Annotated in this window: 21 protein-coding genes, 1 pseudogene and 1 riboswitch; of the genes and pseudogenes, 9 read left to right on the top strand and 13 right to left on the bottom strand. The window is 40.2% G+C overall.

Going from position 1 to position 22657, the window contains the following annotated elements; translation table 11 throughout:
* Positions 1 to 112: 112 nt before the first annotated feature.
* Together ACJROX_RS06880 and ACJROX_RS06875 are read right to left on the bottom strand one after the other, a co-directional pair.
* A complete protein-coding gene (locus ACJROX_RS06880) occupies positions 113 to 469 on the bottom strand; it encodes a hypothetical protein (RefSeq protein WP_408010010.1) in 357 nt (118 codons plus the stop codon).
* Entirely contained in the window at positions 466 to 738 is a 273-nt protein-coding gene (locus ACJROX_RS06875; protein ID WP_408010009.1) for a hypothetical protein, read from the bottom strand. The genes ACJROX_RS06880 and ACJROX_RS06875 overlap by 4 nt, the downstream gene beginning before the upstream one ends.
* A gap of 121 nt (positions 739 to 859) precedes the next feature.
* Between ACJROX_RS06875 and ACJROX_RS06870 the strand changes: the two genes are divergently transcribed.
* Both ACJROX_RS06870 and ACJROX_RS06865 read left to right on the top strand, forming a co-directional pair.
* Positions 860 to 1840 (top strand): helix-turn-helix transcriptional regulator, encoded by a 981-nt coding sequence (locus ACJROX_RS06870; protein WP_408010008.1) that lies wholly within the window; start codon positions 860 to 862, stop codon positions 1838 to 1840.
* Positions 1818 to 2069 (top strand): TfoX/Sxy family protein, encoded by a 252-nt coding sequence (locus ACJROX_RS06865; RefSeq protein WP_408010007.1) that lies wholly within the window; start codon positions 1818 to 1820, stop codon positions 2067 to 2069. The genes ACJROX_RS06870 and ACJROX_RS06865 overlap by 23 nt, the downstream gene beginning before the upstream one ends.
* Before the next feature lie 665 nt (positions 2070 to 2734).
* On the opposite strand, the gene erm is transcribed toward ACJROX_RS06865, so the two are convergent.
* Both erm and ACJROX_RS06855 read right to left on the bottom strand, forming a co-directional pair.
* Positions 2735 to 3580, bottom strand: a complete 846-nt coding sequence (gene erm / locus ACJROX_RS06860) for a 23S ribosomal RNA methyltransferase Erm (protein ID WP_408010006.1) — start codon at positions 3578 to 3580, stop codon at positions 2735 to 2737.
* 271 nt (positions 3581 to 3851) lie between these two features.
* Positions 3852 to 3896, bottom strand: coding sequence for an erythromycin resistance leader peptide (locus ACJROX_RS06855; RefSeq protein WP_408011600.1), 45 nt, complete (start codon positions 3894 to 3896; stop codon positions 3852 to 3854).
* A 231-nt stretch (positions 3897 to 4127) separates the two neighbouring features.
* On the opposite strand from ACJROX_RS06855, the gene ACJROX_RS06850 reads away from it, so the two are divergent.
* Complete coding sequence (locus tag ACJROX_RS06850) at positions 4128 to 5027, top strand: endonuclease/exonuclease/phosphatase family protein (protein WP_408010005.1); 900 nt, start codon at positions 4128 to 4130, stop codon at positions 5025 to 5027.
* Complete coding sequence (locus ACJROX_RS06845; RefSeq protein WP_408010004.1) at positions 5027 to 6802, top strand: glycoside hydrolase family 3 protein; 1776 nt, start codon at positions 5027 to 5029, stop codon at positions 6800 to 6802. Before ACJROX_RS06850 ends, ACJROX_RS06845 begins: the two co-directional genes overlap by 1 nt.
* 80 nt (positions 6803 to 6882) lie before the next feature.
* On the opposite strand, the pseudogene ACJROX_RS06840 reads toward ACJROX_RS06845, so the two are convergent.
* Positions 6883 to 7426 (bottom strand): annotated as a pseudogene (locus ACJROX_RS06840) (N-acetyltransferase family protein).
* 429 nt (positions 7427 to 7855) lie between these two features.
* Here ACJROX_RS06840 and ACJROX_RS06835 point away from each other — a divergent pair.
* Positions 7856 to 10525 carry a phosphoenolpyruvate synthase gene (locus tag ACJROX_RS06835; RefSeq protein ID WP_408010003.1) on the top strand — a complete coding sequence of 890 codons (2670 nt, stop codon included), beginning with the start codon at positions 7856 to 7858 and terminating at the stop codon, positions 10523 to 10525.
* Positions 10518 to 11894 (top strand): MFS transporter, encoded by a 1377-nt coding sequence (locus tag ACJROX_RS06830; protein ID WP_408010002.1) that lies wholly within the window; start codon positions 10518 to 10520, stop codon positions 11892 to 11894. Before ACJROX_RS06835 ends, ACJROX_RS06830 begins: the two co-directional genes overlap by 8 nt.
* 288 nt (positions 11895 to 12182) lie before the next feature.
* Here the strand turns inward: ACJROX_RS06830 and ACJROX_RS06825 are convergent, their stop codons facing one another.
* Positions 12183 to 12593 carry a hypothetical protein gene (locus ACJROX_RS06825; protein ID WP_408010000.1) on the bottom strand — a complete coding sequence of 137 codons (411 nt, stop codon included), beginning with the start codon at positions 12591 to 12593 and terminating at the stop codon, positions 12183 to 12185.
* A 194-nt stretch (positions 12594 to 12787) separates the two neighbouring features.
* Positions 12788 to 12902, top strand: a riboswitch (TPP riboswitch).
* Positions 12903 to 13043: 141 nt separating this feature from the next.
* Between ACJROX_RS06825 and thiC the strand changes: the two genes are divergently transcribed.
* Both thiC and ACJROX_RS06815 read left to right on the top strand, forming a co-directional pair.
* Positions 13044 to 14828 carry a phosphomethylpyrimidine synthase ThiC gene (gene thiC, locus ACJROX_RS06820; RefSeq protein WP_408009998.1) on the top strand — a complete coding sequence of 595 codons (1785 nt, stop codon included), beginning with the start codon at positions 13044 to 13046 and terminating at the stop codon, positions 14826 to 14828.
* A gap of 23 nt (positions 14829 to 14851) precedes the next feature.
* Positions 14852 to 15019 (top strand): serine protease, encoded by a 168-nt coding sequence (locus ACJROX_RS06815; RefSeq protein WP_408009997.1) that lies wholly within the window; start codon positions 14852 to 14854, stop codon positions 15017 to 15019.
* 225 nt (positions 15020 to 15244) lie between these two features.
* Here the strand turns inward: ACJROX_RS06815 and ACJROX_RS06810 are convergent, their stop codons facing one another.
* Positions 15245 to 15745 carry a DinB family protein gene (locus ACJROX_RS06810; RefSeq protein WP_408009996.1) on the bottom strand — a complete coding sequence of 167 codons (501 nt, stop codon included), beginning with the start codon at positions 15743 to 15745 and terminating at the stop codon, positions 15245 to 15247.
* A 549-nt stretch (positions 15746 to 16294) separates the two neighbouring features.
* Between ACJROX_RS06810 and ACJROX_RS06805 the strand changes: the two genes are divergently transcribed.
* Positions 16295 to 17782 carry a S8 family serine peptidase gene (locus tag ACJROX_RS06805; protein WP_408009995.1) on the top strand — a complete coding sequence of 496 codons (1488 nt, stop codon included), beginning with the start codon at positions 16295 to 16297 and terminating at the stop codon, positions 17780 to 17782.
* Positions 17783 to 18431: 649 nt separating this feature from the next.
* Here ACJROX_RS06805 and ACJROX_RS06800 read toward each other — a convergent pair.
* The 6 genes from ACJROX_RS06800 to ACJROX_RS06775 all read right to left on the bottom strand — a co-directional run bounded on the left by ACJROX_RS06800 (position 18432) and on the right by ACJROX_RS06775 (position 22654).
* The gene (locus tag ACJROX_RS06800; RefSeq protein WP_408009994.1) at positions 18432 to 18983 is read right to left on the bottom strand and encodes an NADPH-dependent FMN reductase; all 552 of its coding nucleotides are present in this window, start codon (positions 18981 to 18983) and stop codon (positions 18432 to 18434) included.
* A gap of 30 nt (positions 18984 to 19013) precedes the next feature.
* Positions 19014 to 19457 (bottom strand): MarR family winged helix-turn-helix transcriptional regulator, encoded by a 444-nt coding sequence (locus ACJROX_RS06795; protein WP_408009993.1) that lies wholly within the window; start codon positions 19455 to 19457, stop codon positions 19014 to 19016.
* 26 nt (positions 19458 to 19483) lie between these two features.
* On the bottom strand, positions 19484 to 20245 hold the full coding sequence (locus ACJROX_RS06790) for a pirin family protein (protein ID WP_408009992.1): 762 nt from the start codon (positions 20243 to 20245) through the stop codon (positions 19484 to 19486).
* A 27-nt stretch (positions 20246 to 20272) separates the two neighbouring features.
* Positions 20273 to 20542, bottom strand: a complete 270-nt coding sequence (locus ACJROX_RS06785; protein ID WP_408011599.1) for a DoxX family protein — start codon at positions 20540 to 20542, stop codon at positions 20273 to 20275.
* A gap of 423 nt (positions 20543 to 20965) precedes the next feature.
* On the bottom strand, positions 20966 to 21631 hold the full coding sequence (locus tag ACJROX_RS06780; RefSeq protein WP_408009991.1) for a cyclase family protein: 666 nt from the start codon (positions 21629 to 21631) through the stop codon (positions 20966 to 20968).
* A gap of 231 nt (positions 21632 to 21862) precedes the next feature.
* The gene (locus ACJROX_RS06775) at positions 21863 to 22654 is read right to left on the bottom strand and encodes a DUF817 domain-containing protein (protein ID WP_408009990.1); all 792 of its coding nucleotides are present in this window, start codon (positions 22652 to 22654) and stop codon (positions 21863 to 21865) included.
* Positions 22655 to 22657 lie beyond the last annotated feature (3 nt).

Raw genomic sequence — 22657 nt, 5'->3', positions numbered from 1 at the left:
ATTACGAAGGTGGCAAATGGGGGACGGCATAGGTTTATACGTACAAAAGCTTGGATGAACGAGAGGGCTGTGCGGATACAGCCAATATATAGGTGTGCGCTAAGCATGGAAGTTATCTGTATGGTTCAAGATGAAGCATGGTAATGCCTTCAGATTTAAGCATGGCTAGAAAAGGCTGGACAGCTTCCAGGGCAGGAAACAGCTCTGCTGCCTGAAGAGCACTTTCCATGTCTGACCAGTAAACCAGGTCAACCCATCCAGGTCCGTTGGCGTCTTGTAATAGCATTCTTGCTTCAAAGCCGGAGAATTGTTCTTTTAGAACAGGATTGATTTCTCCAGCCGTTTTGACCAATTGTTCACGATTTATTCCGTCCTTTAGCTGAAATCTAACAAGCTCTAATGTGTTTGGTTTCTTCAATGCTTCGTTCATCCCCGCTTGTTCTTCGATACTGAGATGGAGAAATGTCATTTGTTTTTCCTCAATTCTTTGGATAAACGGTTGAGTTTCAGGTAAAGCCAGCACAGTATCCACCGCTTTTTAGCAGATTCAAGGTCTGACCAGTAAACAACATCTACCCACTGATCGGTTGTTTTAGAATAAAAAAGCGTACGCGTGTAAAATCCTGAAAAGCTTTGTAAGGTCTGATCCGCTTTATGAGAAAGATTGATAAAGTCATCTACCTGTACACCTTCTTTCAATTTGAAAATGACTAGTTCTACCACTTTAGGATAATTCATTGATAAACGCTCCCTTTCATTTGAATTAAGCTGTCAAGGATGAGCGTAACATCTAATGATGTCATTTCGTGTCACCTTTATATGATAAAATGAAAAAAAGTAAAGTTTGGGTGTGTGAATGATGAATAAGTCGCAACGCTTGATTGAAATTTTGATGACCATCAACTCCAGAAAAAAATTCACCATCAGGGAGCTTACAGAACAGTTCCAAGTGTCCAAGAGAACCATTTTAAGAGATTTGCAGGAATTGAGTGAATTAGGTGTTCCGCTATATTCGGAGTTCGGTATTCATGGCGGATATCGCTTGCTGAATGATTGCATGCTGCCCCCTATCTATTTTACCGAGAAGGAGGCGGCCGCTTTGTTTTTTGTCTCCGAATCGTTGAGGAATTATCGCCATTTACCTTTTGAAACGCAAATTGAAACGGCGTTGAAGAAGTTTTATCATTACTTGCCTCCGGACAGTAAAGCTCAAATTGATCGGCTTCGCTCCAAAATCTTGTTTTTTGTACCCGCCCGTCAGCTCGAAACACCATTCTTGGCTGAATTGCTTGAAGCGTCGATCAATCAGCATATCGTCACTGTGACTTACGAATCTGAGAATGGAAAAAGCAAAAGAGATATTCAGTGTATCGGCGTATATACGATGAATGGTTTTTGGTACTGTTCTGCTTACTGTTTCAAGTCACAACAATACCGTGTTTTTCGGGTCGATCGTGTACAATCCTTGGCTTCTGCCAAAGATCAAAGCAAAAAAATGGACATGGAACATTTTCAGATTAAAGATTGGGTACATCTTGACGATGGTGAACAAGAGTTGAAGCTGAATATCCTGCTTACTCAAAGGGGTGTGCTCAAATGCAAGTCGGATATGTGGCTGTCTGAAGGACTGATCACCCACCAAGATGGCTCAGGGAAAATTCAAAGGAAGATGGCGTTTTCATACGTTCCATGGGTTGTTCAATATATGATTGGCTGCGGTAGTGACGCGATTGTAAAAGAGCCTGTTATTGTCAGGGAACTGATCATGAAACAAATTGAGGAGATACAAAGGGTTTACGTGAAGGAGGGAGAGATCGTTGAAACTGAAAAACATAGGTAAGGTCAGCGAGGAATGGCTAAAAGAAATTGGTATTTATAATTATGAGGACTTGAACGAGATAGGAGCGGCAGAAGCGTTTAAAAGAATCAAGCAAAAACGCCCCGGCGTATCCTTGAATCTGCTTTATGCTCTTGAGGGAGCGCTGTGGGGCATTCATTATCTTGAGCTTGACAGACAAATCAGGGAGCAAGTAAAGCGAGAATATGAAAAGAGTCTGGATCAAATATAAATTACATCCTCGCCAGGAAAACAGAAGAATATACAAGATGTAATAAGATGTGTGGATTTCGGCAGCGATCAGCACCCTCAATCCACACTTCATTACAACGAAGTCGAGTTTGCAGTGATTGGAGAACAGCTATTTCATAATGGGGGTTTTTGCTCAACCCCTCGAAAAGATTTATTTTTGAAAAATACGCCCTGATATATAATGTTCAGAAGGTATCTTAATTCATTTATTGCTTATTAATCTTTTCAGTTTCTGTTATAACCTTTGCGTGAGCTAGCTCCTTCATAATTGCCTCCATATAATTAATAGACTCTTGATTACTATTAAACTCATAGCGTCCTTAGAGAATGATATGTTGCCTGCACCCGAGGAAATCTGTTTAAATAGTATAAGGATTGTCCATTCGGTAATTCAGCATATTAGACAATATACTAGAATTATAAATGATACAATTAGTAGTTAACTTTCTTTTCTACAAAAGTCCAAACAATCGAAATCGAAGTAATAATCTGCATTCACCAAATCTGTTACTATTTATTCCTGAATCTTGCACTATTTCTTGATACAATGGACTTTACCCGAAATTGTAGAAGATTAAAAATAGATTGCAAAATATCCCTTTAACAATTAGGTATCCAAGTAAAAATAAAAACTTCTTATGAACATTACCTCCGTTTTGCTCTTGGCCAGTAAGGGCGTTGTACATATTGGACCATGGTTTTATAGATGATCCCCCACTGCTCCTCTGTTAACGAATTGATCGTTGCTTCGTTATTAAGCTTCAGGTTTCTTTTCAACTGTTTCATTTGAGGGGGTGTGAATATTCCCCATAACACGTCCTCTACTCTCGCTTTTGGATAATTCATCACATATTCTGCAAGCCCGGCAAAAGCTTTATAGTCTTTATTGGATAAAAGAGGCTCTTTTTTTCTTCTGATCAGAATCATTGCAGAATCCACTTTTGGAGGAGGAGAAAAATTCGTTCTTGGGATCTCTTTTATATAATGGATATCAAACCACATTCGCCAGATTAACACATAGGCGTTCTTCATCCACTTGGATGTGAATCTTTTTGCCGCCCCTTTTTCCATGATGATGACTCCCCTCTGGAAACCAGTGGAAGGATGGCTTAGCAGCATCCTCATAATAGGAGTCGTAATGGCGTAAGGAATATTGGACACGACGACAAACGGTTCTTTTGGTAATCGGATCTTCATGATGTCTTGATGAATGATTTTCGTATTTGGATCACTCGCCGTTTTCCGTCGGAGGGTCTGAACGAACTTGGCGTCATACTCGACAGCTAATACCTTATTGGATTTTTGGTTCAGTATGGTTGTCAATGCCCCTTTCCCCGCTCCTAGTTCCAGGATCGTCTCATTCCTTTTGATATCCACCTTATTCACGATTTCATGCAGCAGCTTTTTGTTATGCATCAAATGCTGCCCCGAAAAATTAGGAGGTTTCCCTCTACGGAATTTATTTTTCTTATATTCAGGTTTCTTCTTCATTAACCGTTCATCCCTTCTGAAATTAAAAAATCACAGGATGCCTGTGATTCAGAGTAAAGGGATAGTTGACTACATGATAAAATAAAACGATACATGATCGCTGCTATAACCAAAGAAACCTTCCTTGAATTTTACATTAAAAAAGAAAGGCAGACGTAGTCCCCTTTCTAATAGATGCCTATTTCATTTGTTCTTTTAGAAGATTATTAAAAAAGGACAGACTTATCCCGTTTACTCTGCATACACGTACAGAGCCTTTGAACGTATTAAATTACTTGTCCAAAGTTGGGAAACGTAGTCTGATCGAGTGAATCATTTTTTAATAATCCTCCTTAACTATGAATACAAGCTACATTTTATAAAGATAATTGAGCTGGGTCAAGTTACTTTTCTACTTGTTTTTCCCTCACATCCTCATAATTGATGCAGGGGTCCCATGTTTCGCCTTTGTTATTGGTAAATTAAGGCACATGGTCGTATAGACATCTATACCAGTTGTTGCTAGACTTTTCGGTGAAACGAGTCTATTAAAAGGGAGAGGACACGATTGAATGTTTTCAGGTTGATGGTACGTGTTGCAGTAATTGGAGTACTCGCCTTTGGTATGGTTGGCGGATCTGGGACCGTATCCGCTGGAGAGGATTCCAACGGTACAGAAGTGAATGTCCGTGTCATGACGTACAATATCCATGCTGGAGCTGGATCAGATGGTGTGTATGACACCGATCAGATCGCCAACGTCATTCAAGAGTCCGGCGCAGAAATCATCGGCTTACAGGAAGTTGATGTACACTGGGGAGCCCGCAGCAACTATGACAATATCGTCAAGGATCTCGCCGAGCAGCTGGACATGCATTATTTCTTCGCTCCTATTTATGATTTCGACCCCCTTTCAGAAGATGCCCCTAGAAGACAATTTGGAGTAGCTGTACTCAGCAAATATCCGATTCTTCAAGCAACCAATCACGAGATTACAAGACTTTCTACACAAGATGCCAACCCAGAACCAAGGCCTTCACCAGGATTTGCTGAAGCCATCATCAATGTAAATGGAAAAATTGTCCCTTTTTACGTCACACATTTGGATTATCGAGGTGATCCGACCGTCCGGATGATGCAGGTCGACGATATGTTGAACATCTTTCAGGAACAGTCTGGTGACAAGATTCTTGTCGGTGATATGAACGCCACACCGGATGCCCAAGAGCTGTCGCCGTTATTCGAGAATTTTACCGATGCATGGAGCATCAACACAGATGATCCGCCCGGATATACATACTCTGCCCTTTCACCTAGCAAGCGGATCGACTATATTTTCACGTCCGATAAAATGATTGTACAGCATAGCGAAGTCATATCCACATTAGCTTCCGATCATTTGCCCGTTATCGCTGACATCATTTTGACTCGCGGCCATAATGGACCTATTTTGAAAGGAGATGAATGATGTTGAAAAAGTTCTTTGCTAGAGCGGTGCTTTTGTTGGTATCCATGCTTCTCTTCGTACCAAGCTTCGCAAAAGCTTCCTGGGATGATCCGACCAAGCCGGGATGGGATGATGAAGAAGCGCGAAGAGGCTGGATCCAAAACAAAATCCAACATATGACCGTTAAGGAAAAAGTCGGTCAATTGTTTATGATTCATGTGTATGGACAAACGACGACCGATCCGAACTATGAAGATATCAATTTAGGACAGAACCGAGGCGTTAAAAACTTTAAGGAAGCGATTGAAAAGTACCATATCGGCGGTATCATCTACTTCAACTGGACTGCCAATATCGGCACTCCGATCGATTTCGAACAGGTCAATGCGCTCTCGAATGGATTGCAGGATATCGCAATGGACCAAAGGATGCCGATACCGTTGATGATCGCGACGGATCAGGAAGGCGGTGTCGTGGCACGGGTCACTGAACCGGCTACTGTTTTCCCGGGGAACATGGCACTCGGTGCGACCCGCTCAACCGAATATGCACGTCAATCTTCTGAAATCATGGGACTTGAATTGAAGAGCCTCGGCATTAATATGGACCTTGCCCCTGTATTGGATGTGAATATGAATCCGGATAATCCGGTCATCGGGGTACGATCTTTTTCCGAAAACCCTGATCTGGTGGCAGCGATGGGAGCAGCCCAAGTGACCGGATACCAAAACGAAAACGTCATGGCGACAGCCAAGCACTTCCCGGGTCATGGGGACACGGATGTGGATTCCCACTATGGTCTCCCGATCATCAACCATGATCTTGAGACGTTGCATGAAGTGGATTTGAAACCATTCAAGGCTGCGATCGATACAGGAATCGACGCGATCATGCCTGCTCATATCGTCGTCCCTGCGTTGGATGATTCAGGACTTCCTGCCACCCTGTCCAAACCGATTTTGACGGATTTGCTGCGTAAGGAGATGGGGTTCGATGGCGTCATCATCACAGACAGCCTCGGCATGTCCGGAGCGAATGTCGTTCCTCCTGACCGTGTGCCAGTAGAGGCTTTCATAGCCGGAGCTGATATCTTGCTGAACCCTCCGAATGTTCCACTTGCCTATAATGCTGTGTTAGACGCAGTCAAAAGCGGTGAAATTTCAAGGAAACGATTGGATCAGTCCGTCTTCCGTATCCTGGAGTTGAAGTTCAAACGAGGATTGTTCCATGAACCGAACGTACCAGAAGATGCGATCGAAAATATCGGCCTAGAAGAAAATTTGGAGCTAGCAGATCAAATGACAGAAGACAGCCTAACACTCGTGAAAAACGACGATGTATTACCGCTTGATACGGAGAAAGATGTCTTTGTCACTGGACCTTCGATCGGAAATCCAAGCATGCTTGCTGATTTACTGTCAGAAAAGGGATATTCCGCAAATGCTTATGCAACCGGGACAAGTCCCACCTCCAGTCAAATTGCGAACGCAGTCCAGCATGCAGCTGATGTAGATACTGTGATCGTCACAGCCTACAGCGCAAATCTCAACAATGCCCAACAACGGCTGGTGAATGATTTGATGGAAACCGGCAAGGAAGTGATTGTCGCCTCGATGCGCAATCCCTATGACATTATCGCATTTCCAGACGTTCACGCAAATGTACTGACATACGGATATCGGGATGTTTCGGTCAAAGCGCTAGCGAAAGTAATCGCCGGCGAAGTGAATCCAACGGGCAAGCTCCCTGTCACCATCCCGGATCTTTATGATTACGGTCATGGGCTTTCTTATTGATCGGGATTTCGTAGTTCGTTTTGAATGATAATCCAAACGGGGCTGTCCTTTCAGAAAAGTGATAGGCAGCCCCTCCTTGATTATTTTAATACATCATTAACCTTAACTTTCCAAATCAAATGATCAAATCCTTCGCCCCAATAATCCTGGAACAAATAATCAGGTTCTCCAAATTTCTTTTTCCAGATTTTTTGTGCATTGTGGTAGCCGCTGTCTAAACAGAATTCTTCAATTCCTTTATTCTTTAAGATAGAAAACATCGATTTCAATAATGAATTCCCGATCACTTTTCCCTGATAGTGAGGATGGACGAAGACTGTCCCTACCTCTACAAGGTCTTTAAAGTTCCATTTGTACACGTGGTATGAGATTACTTACTGGTCCATATTCAATTGACCCAATGACCTCGTCATCAGCCATAGCAATCAGAAAATATCGTTTCTGACCATCGCTTGCTAGATCGCACTCCAAATATTTTCTCTTGGTTTCGATTTCTTCTTCCAAGTCTTCAACTTTCTGCTCTATACCTTCGTTTCTGAACGTGTCTGTAATCACTAGTCGGAAAAATCGACTCAACTTTTGAGTATCACCATCTCTTGGCCGTCTAATTTCAAACTCCACCATACTATGCTCCTCCCCCACACCCGGCTATTCAATTTTCTTGATTATCATAATCATATCATTGCAGGAGTGTCATGATGGGAGAAACAATTGATCCGTAACATGATATCTCGATAGCTCACAAGTTCTCAGCTCCTCTTCTTCATATGTGCCTTTCACTTTTCTTTCGGATAGACCTCACTGTTTCTGGCAGAGTGATCCTATTGATTTCCTTTACATCAAATCAACAATTTCTTTATAAATGTCTTAATAATAGATTGATTTCCTATATTTGTTTGGTTATACAACAAATCGACTTAAATTGTTTATGGTCGTATGGATAGATATTGGGTAGAATGACAGCAAACACGGTGTTGTTTTATACAACACTGTGTTTACAAAGTTCGGTTTTTGATCATCCATAAAATGGATCTATCCGAAGGAGGAATCGAAATGGAAAAATATGTTCTTCACTTTGATGGAATCGACAAAACACATTTACCCTATGTTGGTGGAAAAGGTGCAAACCTTGGTGAAATGACGAAGGCTGGGTTACCCATCCCTGATGGATCTTGCGTTTCAACATTGGCTTACCGTAGATTCATCGAATCAAGCGAAGAGATGGAGAGGCTATTCGATCAGCTTGAACATGTAAAGGCGGATGACTTGGATGAAATCCGTGGATTAGGCCAACGGATCCGGAACCATATGAAATCCCTCACCATTTCAGAATCGATCAAATCAAGCATCATAGAGGCATGGACCACAATAGGAAAAGAAAAAGCATATGCCGTACGTTCTTCAGCTACAGCAGAAGATTTACCGAATGCTTCATTCGCAGGCCAACAGGATACTTATTTGAATGTTCAGGGTCAGGAGGAGCTTTTTCAAGCTATCCAAAATTGTTGGGCTTCCTTATTCACCGATCGAGCAATCTCCTATCGGACGAAAAACGGGTTTGATCATCGATCCGTTTTTCTATCTGTGGTCGTTCAGGAAATGGTTAACCCGGATGTATCCGGCATCATGTTCACCGCTGATCCTATCACAGGCCATCGGAATACGGTGTCGATCGATGCCAGCTTCGGCTTAGGTGAAGCCCTTGTATCTGGAATCGTATCCGCTGATTTGTACCATGTCCAGGCAGGTGGAATCACCAAAAAGCAAATCTCTAAAAAGAAGATTGCGATCTATTCCAAATCAGAAGGCGGAACCGTGACAGAGGAACTCCCTCCTGATCAACAGGATGCACAAGCGCTGAAGGATGACGAAATCATCAGATTGGCGGGAATAGGAAAGGAAATCGAAGCGCATTATGGCTCAGAACAAGATATAGAATGGTGCCTGGTCGATGGTGAATTTCACATTGTCCAGAGCCGTCCGATCACATCCCTATATCCCCAGCCTGAAAAGAAGGATAGCAAACTACATGCTTATGTCTCCGTCAGCCATGCCCAAATGATGACGGATGTCATGAAACCGTTAGCTTCATCCTTATGGAAAACATTATTTCCTTTCGGGAAAGAGTCGGTCACCTCTGAATGTCCTTATGTTCAGGAGATCGGCGGCAGAATTTATATCGACCTGACAAATGTGCTCTATCTGAAGGAATCACGCATTTTGTATACCTTCTTGATGAAGGCGATGGACGAAAAAATGGCGAATGCTCTATCGAATCTGGCCCAGCGTGAGGAATTCACGAAGTATGCGGAATCGAATACAGCAATAAAACGGGGTGCCATAAAACTTCTCAGCCAAGTCGCCACGAAAGTGATGAAAAACGTTCTATTTGCGAATCCTGAAAAAGCGGCCAGGGAAGCGGATAAAACCCTCGATCATTTCATAAAAGAAGCCCAAGAACAATTATCAGGATTGTCCGGTGCTGATCGGGTCAGAAAAGTTCAAGAGAGCATCGGGACATTGTTCCTTTCTATCCTCCCCAAGTTATTCCCTTATTTTATATCAGGAACAGTAGCAAATAAATTATTAGGGATTTTGTCAAATTGGTGGTTAGGAGATGAATATGATCTGAAATTGTTGCAAAAATCTCTGCCAGGCAATGTGACAAGCGAGATGGGCCTTAAAGTCGGAGACCTTGCGGATATCGTGAGAGAACATCCTGGACTATTGAAATATCTTGAATCAGCTGCAGATGGAACTTTTTATCAAGGGATGGACCGATTCAACGGGGGACAAGCCTTCCGGAAGGAATTTGAGGACTTCATTAACAAATATGGCATGCGCTGTTCTGGAGAAATTGATATTACCAAACCGAGATGGCACGAAACCCCCACCCAACTCGTCCCCCCTATCCTGACGCATGTGCGTAGTGTAGCACCAGGCGATCATCGAAAAAAATTCAAGCAAGGCCAGCTAGAAGCGGACAAAGCGGCTGAACATTTGATCCAACGGGCCAAAGAATTGCCTGACGGTTGGTGGAAAGCCAGGATCATCAAACGGCTGGTCTCCGTCTCCCGCCATTTGATGGGTATGAGGGAGCACCATAAATATGTGCTTGTCAATTATTTGGATCAGTACCGGCATGCTTTATTAGAGGAAGGAAGACGACTGGCCAAAGAAAACAGACTTCAACAGATAGAAGATATGTACTATTTTTCATTGGATGAGCTCCTTTCGATCATGGATGGGAACTTTGAAGGTGATATAGACACTATCATCCAAGAACGTAAAGAAACATACGCCCATTATTCAAAGCTTACGCCTCCCCGTGTATTGACAAGTGACGGTGAATCAGTAACAGGAAGACTTTCTGAAATCCTGGCACCTGAAGGAGCTTTGATTGGAACGCCTGCCTCCGCTGGAAGTGTTGAAGGTATTGCAAGAGTCGTGTTGAAACCGGAGGAATCGGATTTACAGGAAGGCGAAATACTGATCGCTCCTTTTACCGATCCGGGCTGGACACCTTTGTTTCATTCAGCTAAAGCCCTGGTCATGGAAATTGGAGGTACCATGACGCACGGGTCGGTTGTGGCGCGTGAGTATGGGATTCCTTCAGTCGTTGGAATAGATGGGGCAACCAAAAAAATCAATAGCGGACAAAGGATCCGTGTAAATGCAGATGAAGGATATGTACAACTAATAGAAGGAGAGCACAGTGAGTAAGAAAATCCCATTTATAGGTATCCTTTTTGCTACAGCAACTAACATGTTGATGCAAACCGTCGTCGCAACGATCCTCCCCCAGATTACAGACGATCTGGGAGGAGAATCGCTCTACGGATGGGCGTTCAGTATTTTTTTGCTGGCTTCGACGATCACGATTCCGCTTTTTTCAAAGCTTGCTGATTCGTACGGTTATAAAAAATTCTTCATACTGGGGATGACGATATTCCTGATCGGATCATTACTATGTGGTCTATCTTCCTCCATGCTTTTCTTCATCATGGCAAGAATGATCCAGGGACTGGGAGTCGGGGCATTAGGTCCTGTGACCATAGCTCTTATCGCAACCCTCTTTTCTATCGAAGATCGAGGGAAAGCGATGGGAATGTATGCAGCCATCCAATTGCTTTCAAATGTTCTTGGTCCTATTCTTGGTGGTATGGTTGCTCAACGATTCGGTTGGAATTGGGCATTTTACATCGTGATCCCATTTAGAGTCTTATCCATACTTTTCATATACCGTTTTACAGATCCGCCAACAGCATTCAATAGGTCACTAAAATATTTTGATTGGATAGGTGCTTTTATTCTTGGCGCTTCTATTGCAATGATGATTCAAGCATGGACACGTCTTGGTGAAACGGGATTCGATAGCATTACTCTGACTTTATTCATAGCAAGTATCCTTCTTTTACTCTTTTTCGTTTTTCAAGAAAAGAAGCATGAAGATCCTGTGATTTCACCAGATCTAATTCGGATCAGGAACGTCCAGCTGGCAAACATCAGTGCTTTCCTAGTCGGTATATTGATGTATAGAGCCATTGCCATATTGCCTCTTTACGCGAATCATGTTCTCGGGTCTGGAGCAGTGAATAGCGGCAAATTGCTCATTCCACTCATGGCAGGCATGGGGCTCGGCGTAATCATCAGTGGCCGTATCATCAAACGATTCAGCTACAAATCGATAAGTGTAGTGGGTTGGATCATGTCCTGTATAAGTTTGGCTGCATTGAGTGTTATGAGTATGATACAGGAGTTCAACTTTATTTCATATATCTTCATTTTCCTTTTAGGATTCGGTCTGGGCATTCTTCTTCCGACATTTTTGCTTCCGGCTCAAAATGCAGTCTCCGAGAGTAAACAAGCGGTTGTCGGTGCAATGGTACAACTTAGCCGGAATAGCGGTGGTGCGATAGGGATTCCAATATTGACGGGACTGCTTGCTATTTCTGATGGTTCAGGCAGATCAGGAGGCTACTGGTTTGTCTTCATGTTCTTGACTGCTAGTACTGTGATCGGACTGATCCTTGGCTTACAGTATAAGGGATCTATAAAGGAAGAAATGAGTCAAGGTACAACAAATCCTTGATAGTACCGGATTTTCTTTAACCAACCGTTCTTGATCACTTGTATTAAACTAAAATAGAATTCTGTCACAAACCTTGAAGTGAGCCATTCCCAGCTACTTCAGGTTTTTTTATGTAGAGCCCGCAATTCAACTACCAAAACATAATCGATATTTCTACACCTTGTTGTTTGAAAAAAATTGAAAGATGGGATTGAAAATTACAAAAAATGAGCGTATGCCCTGATAAAAAGAGATGCCAAAAATTAAAGCACATTCCCTGAAAATACTTCCTGTCTTGATTTGATGAATTCATAGTAAAGGACCGTAATTGTCTGGATAATCAAAAATACCGCAAATGAGTAAGGAAGTATATAACCTTTCTGGAATTGAATGATATCCAGCAATGTAAGAAGCCAATTTACTCCTACCGCAACGAAGCTCCACCCTATTACATACCAAATAAAGTATATTTATTGATATCGAGTGTTCATAAAAATAGACAAAGAAATAACCAAATGGACTGAATAAAACATAATAGAGGAAATCGAATAATTCATAGTTTTGGACATCATTTACCTTATAAAAGTCCATTTGCCCCCCACCTATTGTAAAATCCAACAACATTCCACTCGATAACCCCCATAATAAACTTAAATATGTAATTTTACGAGGTAATCTCTTCGGAAGAAGCCAGACAATGATAAATGTTATTATCAACATAAGTAAAATACTGATTTCATTTTTATCAAAATTTTCCCATAGCATTATGATTCATTCACCTCAAGCTAGGTTTTTTCCAAGCTCTTTGTTTTTGAAGGGTTATTCTATTAAAGTTGGCTAGTATAAAATTATGAATTAACTATATCGCCTTTTATTTTACCGGAATTTCATGTATACTGAAATGCAATTGAATAAGCAATAACTAGGGGAGTCCAATAGTTTGGGCTGAGAGAGAAACACATTAAAGTTTCTTGACCCTTTGGACCTGATCTGGATCATACCAGCGTGGGGAAGTTAGATATAACCTCTTTTATTGAGATGATACTTCTACATATGAAGCCGGGTCCATGCATTTTTGGGATCCGGCTTTTTTATGTTCAGCTTTCATCTCATGCCGTTGTCTTGTTCTGGATCTCGTCCTTTAAATCATAACAAAGGAGAGATTGATTAATGTCAGCAACCTCATTGAATGAAAAAAACATTTCCATCATGTCAAGTTTCTCAGGTAGTAAGAAAGTTTACGTACAAGGTTCAAGACCTGATATCAAGGTTCCGATGCGCGAAATTGAATTGAATCCGACAACAGGTTCTTTTGGTGAAGAAGAAAATCTGCCAGTACGTGTCTACGATACAAGCGGTCCTTATACGGATGATGATTATTCAGTAGACATTACAAAAGGCCTTCCTTCACTTCGAAGCAGATGGATACATGAACGGGGCGATGTTGAAGAATATCAGGGTCGAGACATAAAGCCTGAAGATAATGGTTATCGTGATAAAGATGACCCTCGTGCCAACCATAACGTATTTCCTGGTTTAAAACGTAACCCATTACGTGCAAAGAAAGGAAGAAATGTTACACAGCTCCATTATGCAAAAAAGGGAATAATCACTCCAGAAATGGAATTTATCGCATTAAGGGAAAATATGGATCCCGAATTTGTACGGGATGAAGTCGCAAGAGGCCGGGCGATCATACCCTCTAATATCAACCATCCAGAGACAGAGCCTATGATCATAGGACGTAATTTCCATGTTAAAATCAATGCGAATATTGGAAACTCAGCTGTTTCTTCTTCCATCGAAGAGGAAGTTGAAAAAATGACTTGGGCGACACGCTGGGGTGCTGATAATATTATGGATTTATCAACAGGGAAAAACATTCATACAACCCGGGAATGGATTGTTCGAAATTCAGCCGTTCCTGTCGGTACCGTTCCTATTTATCAAGCTCTGGAAAAAGTTAATGGTATTGCTGAAGACCTTACATGGGAGATTTACCGCGATACCTTGATTGAACAAGCTGAGCAAGGTGTTGATTACTTCACCATTCATGCGGGTGTCCTTTTACGATATGTCCCGTTAACAGCGAAACGTTTGACAGGAATTGTTTCACGGGGCGGTTCAATCATGGCACAATGGTGTCTATATCATCATAAAGAAAGCTTTTTATATACCCACTTCGAAGAAATTTGTGAAATTATGAAAACTTATGATGTTGCATTCTCTTTAGGAGATGGTTTACGTCCTGGGTCCATTGCAGATGCGAATGATGAAGCGCAGTTTGCAGAACTGGAGACTCTTGGGGAGTTGACACAGATTGCATGGGAGCACGACGTACAGGTCATGGTCGAAGGTCCTGGACATGTGCCGATGCATCTTATAAAAGAAAACATGGATAAACAACTTGAAGTTTGTAAGGAAGCACCATTCTATACCCTTGGACCTCTTACAACTGATATAGCACCTGGTTATGATCACATTACCTCTGCTATCGGTGCAGCAATGATTGGTTGGTATGGAACAGCCATGCTTTGTTATGTCACACCAAAGGAACATTTAGGCCTACCGAATAGAGATGATGTTCGTGAAGGAGTCATTACCTATAAAATCGCTGCCCATGCTGCTGATCTGGCAAAAGGACATCCAGGTGCACACAAAAGAGATGATGCCTTATCAAAAGCTCGATTTGAATTCCGCTGGAGAGATCAATTCAATCTATCCTTAGATCCTGAAAGAGCATTGGAATATCATGATGAAACTCTACCTGCGGAAGGTGCAAAAACAGCACATTTCTGTTCAATGTGTGGACCAAAATTTTGTAGCATGAGAATCTCACAAGATATTCGTAATTATGCGAAAGAAAACAAACTTGATACGAAGGAAGCGATTGATAAAGGTATGAAGGAAAAAGCAGAAGAGTTTAAGCAATCTGGAGGTAGTATATATCAGTAACTTTCTGAGGAGGTTATATTACGGTGGATGCTCAAAAAATCGAAGAGGAAATTAATCAATACAAAGCTCATCTTGCTTTTTTAGAGAAACGTCTAATAGATTTACAGCAAAATTGTGATCATCATTTTCAAGGTCATCAAAATTATGAAAAATGTCTAAAGTGTAATAAAGTCAATGTTTTATATTATTGATATGTGAGATTCAAGAACCTTGTCTTATTAAAATTAAGGCAAGGTCTTCTTGTTTTCATAATCCATAATGGGTGACGAGCCATTACAAGATGCTCATCACTCGCCCCCCCTCTCATGGAATAACTCTTAAAATCGGGTAAGTCTAAATCAATTCAATAGTGACCCATTCATCGTATATTTTCCTTGTAATCTATGAATATATGTTCCAATTCAGCACAATTTTCATTAAGATTCCGATTTCACGTTTAAAATGTTAGGTTCAATGAGGTCCGTATCCGGCGGGATATACCCGAGTTGTCTTCCTATTTTTACAATTTGCCCTTTATGGTGAAATTCGTGTGTGACGGTATGCGTAAAAAGCCATAATGCGGTAAACTCCGCACTACCACCACGCTTAAAGGAAACGTTAATGGTGTGATCCCATTCGTCTTTAAATTCATACAGAAATTCATGAACAAGGTCATCCGTTTTTCTAAAAACCTCGCGCATTTCTTGTACGTTGTTAACGGACTCCTTTTTTATTTCGGGTAGTGATTTTCCAAGGGCTCGATTTCCCAACCATACCCGATAACAATCGGCTACATGAACGTGAAGACTGCAAATAGAATCTCCACCAAATGTCTCAAGCTCTTTCACATAATCTGTTGGTGCCAAAGATTCACAATAACGAAATAATGATTCCCTTGTGCGTTGGATCCAATCATACTGGCTTACGAATACATCCATCTTCCCGCTCTCCTTTTAAAAATGATTTTTGACTAATCTCCTCATAGGTTAAATGATGCGTACATTAAAAAATTCCCATTGTATATATTCCATAAATAAGGAAGTAATCCTTTGGAGAGTTTCAATACCTTTCCTTTAAATCGGAATGACTTCTTATTGGATAATAACCTCATTATTAAAAAAGGCAGACATTCGATTGGCTGCCTTTTTTTACCTATACGAAAGTCCCCATAGTTAACAAGTAAAATTCAGGCTTACTGAAAGTTGGGTTTCGACGGTTTATATTTCCCTATCACTACCTGATGGAACCGATTCCAACTCAATTGTATTTATAACCTTCTGAGTGTTCAACCTGCTGTTTCTATCTTATTTCCTATCTTTTCACCACCATTCAACAAAGTTTTATAGTTTCCAGAAATCAACTAAATCTATTGGACCATATTATGTCAATAAATGTCGGGATTTTATAAATTCACAGAGAAGGAGTCTTTTTAAGATAATAGAATAGGTATCGTGCAACAAGAAAATAAACTTGAAGGGATGAAGTAGATGAAGAAAGGTTTGTTACTATTTTTAGGTGTTTTACTTGCTTTTTCATCATTTAGTTTCAGCGCATTTGCATCACAGAAAGAAACATCCAGCTCAAATCAGGCATTTTTAGTTGTTTTTAAATCTGAAAACAGCCTGCCTGCAAATTACAAGTCAATCATTGAGAAGGCTGGGGGAGAAGTAACGTATGAGGTAGCCAAGATTGGAACAGTTGAGGCTACAACTTCCAATCCTGCTGCATTTATTAAATCATTAGTAAAAAATACAAATGTTGCGAGCCTTGCTCCAGCATTGGAAGTCTCTTTAAATCTACCTGAAGTTGAAGTGACTGCTGCTGACGTTGAGCAAAGTGGATTACAACCTGTACCAGCTGACGAAAGCATTTGGGAAGCTGGCTGGCAATGGGATATTGAGCGAGTAACGAATAAAGGTGAGAGCCATGCCCTTTCAGGCGGGAGTAAAGATGTAGTAGTCGGTATTATCGACACTGGCATTGATTTCGACCACCCCGATTTAAAGGATAATATCGTTCCTGGTTCAAAAACTTTTGTCCCTGGAACCACTGATGCATGGGATTTCAATAGCCATGGTACTCATGTTGCTGGAACAATCGGTGCAAATGGCCGTATTAAAGGTATTGCACCTGAAGTTGGACTCCGTTCATACCGAGTGTTCGGTGCTACAGGTGGTGCACAGCAAATTTGGATTACAGATGCTATTATTGCTGCTGCAGATGACGGAGTTGATGTAATCAACATGAGTTTAGGGGGTACAAGAGTAGTTGGTCAATGGTATTACACAGATCCTGCGACAGGCGAGAAGATCCGTTTAGGTAATGACGCTGCTGATATGGTAGCTTACAACCGTGCGATTCGTTATGCTACGAATAAAAATGTAACAGTTGTTGCTTCTGCAGGTAACGACGGTCAGGATTTAAGCAACCCCGCAAAGCTAGCTGATTGGTATAATGCTACTTTAGATGCGAATCCTGCTACAGCTGCTTATGATGTGCAAGGTGCTGCATTTAAGGTACCAGCGCAAATCCCTGGTGTAATTACTGTTTCTGCTTTAGGTGGAGGATTTGGTACAGAGGATCGTCTTGCATTCTACTCTAATTATGGAAACGGAAATATCAATCTATCTGCTCCAGGCGGGGATTTAGGCCCTGACTATAATGGAACACGCGTACCTGGTGACTACAAATGGTTGGTATTAAGTGCTGTTCCGACTTATTTAAATTCTCCAGTTGGAAAAGAACAATTCGGTACACAAGGCTACGGCTGGAAGGGCGGAACTTCGATGGCTTCACCACAAGTTGCTGGTGTAGCTTCTGCATATATCGCTAAAACATATGAAGAAACAGGAAAGAAGCCATCTCCAAGCCAAGTACAAACACACTTACAACAAACTGCGGATGATTCAGGTAAAAACGGCTATGATCCAATCTTCGGTCATGGCGTAGTAAATGCATATAATGCGGTAAAGTAATATATTAAAAGCCCTTCAGTGGTGAAAAAGGCCAGTTTTATGGTGTAGATTTAATAATGTAAAGAAAACGGCGTGCCAACAGACATCAGTTTGGGCATACCGTTTTTTAATTTTAATCTCAAAATGACAATAGAAAATTGGTCGTTACTTCTTTAACTAACGCCTAAAATATCGATCTGAATATTTGATCTGCATTGATATTAAACAAGCAGTCCTAACGGGAGAATACTTAATTCAAACATTACACTTAATCCTCAATAAAAAGCTCAAACCTGGTTAGAGTTTGAGCTTTTTTTGTTAGACCTCTGGTATTGGAATAAGGTTTTATTTAACCTTAAAGATAAAATTTTTACATTTGATACAATAACTCTGGCCCTTATGTAGTATACCTATCGAAGTCTTTTATTCCGTTATTTTTTTGTTAGGGCAGGAACATCATTCCTCTCATTCATCTATATCTTCTAACAATTCACGTTGTTAACGTATTCCTAAAAAAAGAACCACGCTCTTAAAGAGACAGGGCTTCTAGTTGTTCAAGGCTATGCTTATTCAATAATATATAATTTCTTAGTTAAAGTCTCCTATATGAAGTTAGTAAAAAGGCCAATCCCTTATGTATCAAGGGATTGGCCTTCAATATGATATTTGATTATTTTCTTAAGGTTTTTAAAGCACCGCTCCAAGCAACAACTTGGTCAAGCATTGCATTTACGTTATTAAGATGCAATTCAGCTGGTTTAAATGTAGTATAGTTTTCAAAGTCGGTAAATAAGGACAATGTAGGATGTACACGGACATCTGCAATCATTAATTCACCCAAGATTCCTCGTAAATGTTCAGCTGCACGAGCACCACCGGTTGAACCATAACTAACGATACCTGCTGCTTTGTTATTCCAGGCTTCACGAGCGAAATCAAGTGCATTTTTTAAGGCTCCTGTTATACTGTGATTATATTCCTGAACGATAAATACGAATCCATCCAAGCTGTTAAGTTTTTCGTTCCAAGCTGCAATTCCTGGTTCAGTCCCATCAGTGGTTCCTAAAAAAGGTAATTGATAATCAGCGATATCTACGATTTCATAGTTTGCATCTCCGCGTTTGTCAGCGATTCCTTTAACCCATTCTCCTACTTGCGGGCTAACTCGCACTTGCCTTGTACTACCTAAAATAATACCTACATTCAATTTTTCATTTGTCATTGTTTCTTCCTCCTGTATAGCTTTTTAAATTTATTTTTCCAAATTCTGTGCACCTATTCCAATTTTCTTTAATAAATCAATTAGCTGTTCTTTTTCATCATTTGAGATAAATGATAAATTTTGAGAAATGGTTGCAACGTGTTTCGGGAAAATCTCGTCAAATAGTGCTCTTCCTTCTTCCGTTAAGACCACATTAGAAGCCCTTCTATCATTAGGGTTTGGTTGTCTTTCCACAAGCCCTTTCTTTTCTAACCTATCTACAACATAGGTGATACTTCCACTAGGAATAGAGAGTATTTCACTAATTTTTTGGACGGGATGAGGACCTTTACTGTAAAGCAATTCCAGAGACATAAAATTTTCATTATTAATATTATGACTTTCAATATCCTTCTGAATATTTTCAACAACAGCTTTTGAAGCTTTCATCCAAACACGAAACAATCTCAAATCCAGATTATTTTGATCTTGCATACCCAACCTCCTATTTAAAATTAAGGTTATCTTGGTTTTCTGTATAAAGGATAATCAACTTCAGTTGGAATCTCTATTAGCAGCATCCGAAGTTCTTCACCTTTAGGCTGAATGGTAAATGTTTCAACTTTCTCTGATTGAATAATGATGAAATCCTTATTATCAAATGAAACCTCTAATTCATCAATGACACCACCATTACCTCTAATAGCTAAACCAGCTAGTGTCCGATTAGGTGAAAGAGCATACTTATAGGTTGCACCATTTCCAATTTCAACATCGTACATTTTGGCATCTGTCAGGAGATTGATTGGTGAATGTTCACCTAATATCGTCTTAACCATTACACCGTTTTCTGAATTGATTGGGAAATCTTCATGCACGTATTTTGAGTAAGTGGGTGTTCGTTTTATGGCTTTGCTTAAGTGCGGCTCGAACCAAATTTGGAACCCTTCTGACGGCTCAAGAAGAGATTCGGCATGTTGCACACCTGAGCCGGTTTGCATCACTTGAACACCACCAGCACCTACTTCGCTAATCGTACCAAGGGTATCCTGGTGACGACCTCTCCCTTTAATGTTGTAGCTTAATATCTCAAAACCCTGATGAGGATGAAAACCAATACCACCTTCGCCCTCAGATTTTGCCCATGCCCAGTAAAATAATGGTCCTAGCCTATTTATTAGTGATCCTTCACCAGAAAAGCCGATGGGTTTCTGTTCTATTATTTTACCACCATCAAACTGCCCAAACGCCTGATCCTGTGGTTTAATAATTTCAATTTCCATTTTAATCCCTCCTTTATGTTAGTAGGCTCAAAGTAATGATCCAAAATTTATAAGTAATACAATTAATCCAAGAATTAATAAAACAATCGGCATCATCATTTTGTTTACAGGATCCTTAACTTTGAGGTGTGTGAAAATTCCCCCAAGCATTATCCCAACAATAAATAAACCACCCCACGCAGCTAATTTATCATTCCAAATACCGGAGATAACTAATACCGCTGCAATAACTTCAACCAAACCTGTAAATATCCTAAAGCTTCCTGGATACCCATAACGCCCAAATTCATCCACCATTTGCTCCAAACATTAGGAATCCTAATCCTAATAAAACTTGAAGAATAATTGATAAAACACCCATTAAAAACCTCTCCTTTTATGCTAATATTATTTATCTTGAAACAATTTATCCTAAATATAGGATAAATACATCCTAACATTAGGGTATATTTTTGTCACCAAAAAAACAACTCAATTTATGGTTATTGAGTTGTTGTGTAGTTATCTACTATTCATGATTGTTTTTTATTAAATTAATTTGCACGTTTATTAAATATAAAGAGCTGCATAAACAGCTCAGCGATCTTCAACGAAAGCGCCCTAAAAACCTTTAATTGAATAATCAGCGCAATTACTATGCTCTTTAATTGCAACCGATTGAATAAGCAAAATATACGTTTTATTTTATTTTCTATAACTCTATTACATACTTAACATTATTTAGTTTAATATTTCCGCAAAAGCCCGGACAGGAAAAGTTCCAAATCCTTTAATTTTGGGAGATACGGCATAAAACAAGAAGTTTTTATTTGTGAGTTCCTTTAAATTGCACAAGTGTTCAACAATTAGTATTTCTTGTCCCAACAAAATGGTATGTACGGGGCGAGCTTTTCCTGAAGTGTCATCTATATTTACAGAATCAATCCCAACTAATGCAACTTGCTTATTTGCTAAATATTTTGCTGCATTTTCGGTTAAATAGGGATGGTTTTCAAAATACTGATCTGTATTCCAATGTTTGTCCCAACCTGTATGAATTAAAACAGCTTTTCCTTCTATATCAAGGTCATAAAATAATTCTTCATCAATTTCTTTTTTGTTTCCATCAACATGAACAATAATCCCTTCCAAGCCAGCCATTTTATCGATGGTCGTTTCTGAAAGGTCTTTTCCATCAGAGTATCTATGGAATGGAACATCAACATAAGTTCCCGTATTAGAGACCATTTCTATTTTTCCAATTTGAAATTCTGTTCCTATTTCATAATGTTTTCGAGATTCTTCGCGACTAAGATAATCACAGATAATTGGAGCAGGAAGTCCTTTGTAAGTTATAAGACCATCTTCAATAGTATGGCTTAAATCAATATAAGTTTTATTCTTCATATTGCATATTCACTCTCCCTTTACAAAATAATTCATACAAGAAAATTTCAACACATTCCTGTATACTCCTTTGTATTAAATAAATGTATAAAGAATCCTACATATTTATTTAAAATAATGTTTCTTAACAGAAGTTCCCCTTCATAAAACTCCTTAGGCGACAATGGGGTTCATCTGTCAATTTATTTTATATTACAGGATTTTAAACATCGTTCATAAAATAATGCAAGTCTAAAAAAATTGACTGGCACCCATCCTGGTGGAGCTTCTTCCCTTGATTTGCTTTAACGTCGCCACTATAAGAAAGCTAACAATCACTAATAAGAGCCATGAAGTTACCTTTCCTAGATGTACGAGACTCCATGCCTCTGTTTGATTTGGGTATTCCCAAGCTCCAAAGAATGTTGCGATATTTTCGGCTATCCATATAAAAAATCCTATGAGCACAAAAGCAAGTGCAAGAGGCATTCGGTAACGACTTCCATTAACCGCATATGTGACCCATGATTGCCAAAAGACGATGATTACAAGTCCAGATAACCACCAACGAACATCAATCCAATAATGATGAGTAAAAAAATTCAAATAAATTGCAGCTGCAAGAGATACAACTATCCAAAATGGCGGCCACTTAACCAATTGAACCTTCAACCTCCTCCACGCCTGGCAAAGATAACTCGCTACACTTGCGTACATGAATCCACTATACAAAGGCACTCCGAATAATTTGGAATATCCTTCCTCCGGATAAGACCAGGAACCCATATGCACCTTGAATAGTTCAAGAGCAAGCCCAATAAGGTGAAACAATGTGATAACCTTTAGTTCATCCCACGTTTCAAGTCCAAAACGTACCATCCACCACTGCATCAGAAGGCAGATGATGAGCAGCCAATCATACCGTGGCAGGAAGGGAAGTGGCATGATTTGTGTAATTGCCAAAGAGGCAAAAATAACTACGGGAAACAAACAGGATAGGGCTTGCTCCCAACCAAAACGAAAGAGTTGTTTTAACGCTCTCATGAT

Origin of the sequence: Pseudalkalibacillus sp. A8, from assembly GCF_045920555.1 — a bacterium.
Lineage (GTDB): Bacteria > Bacillota > Bacilli > Bacillales > Fictibacillaceae > Pseudalkalibacillus.
Note: the sequence above shows the minus strand (reverse complement) of the source record. Positions and strands in the feature narration are given on the sequence as shown.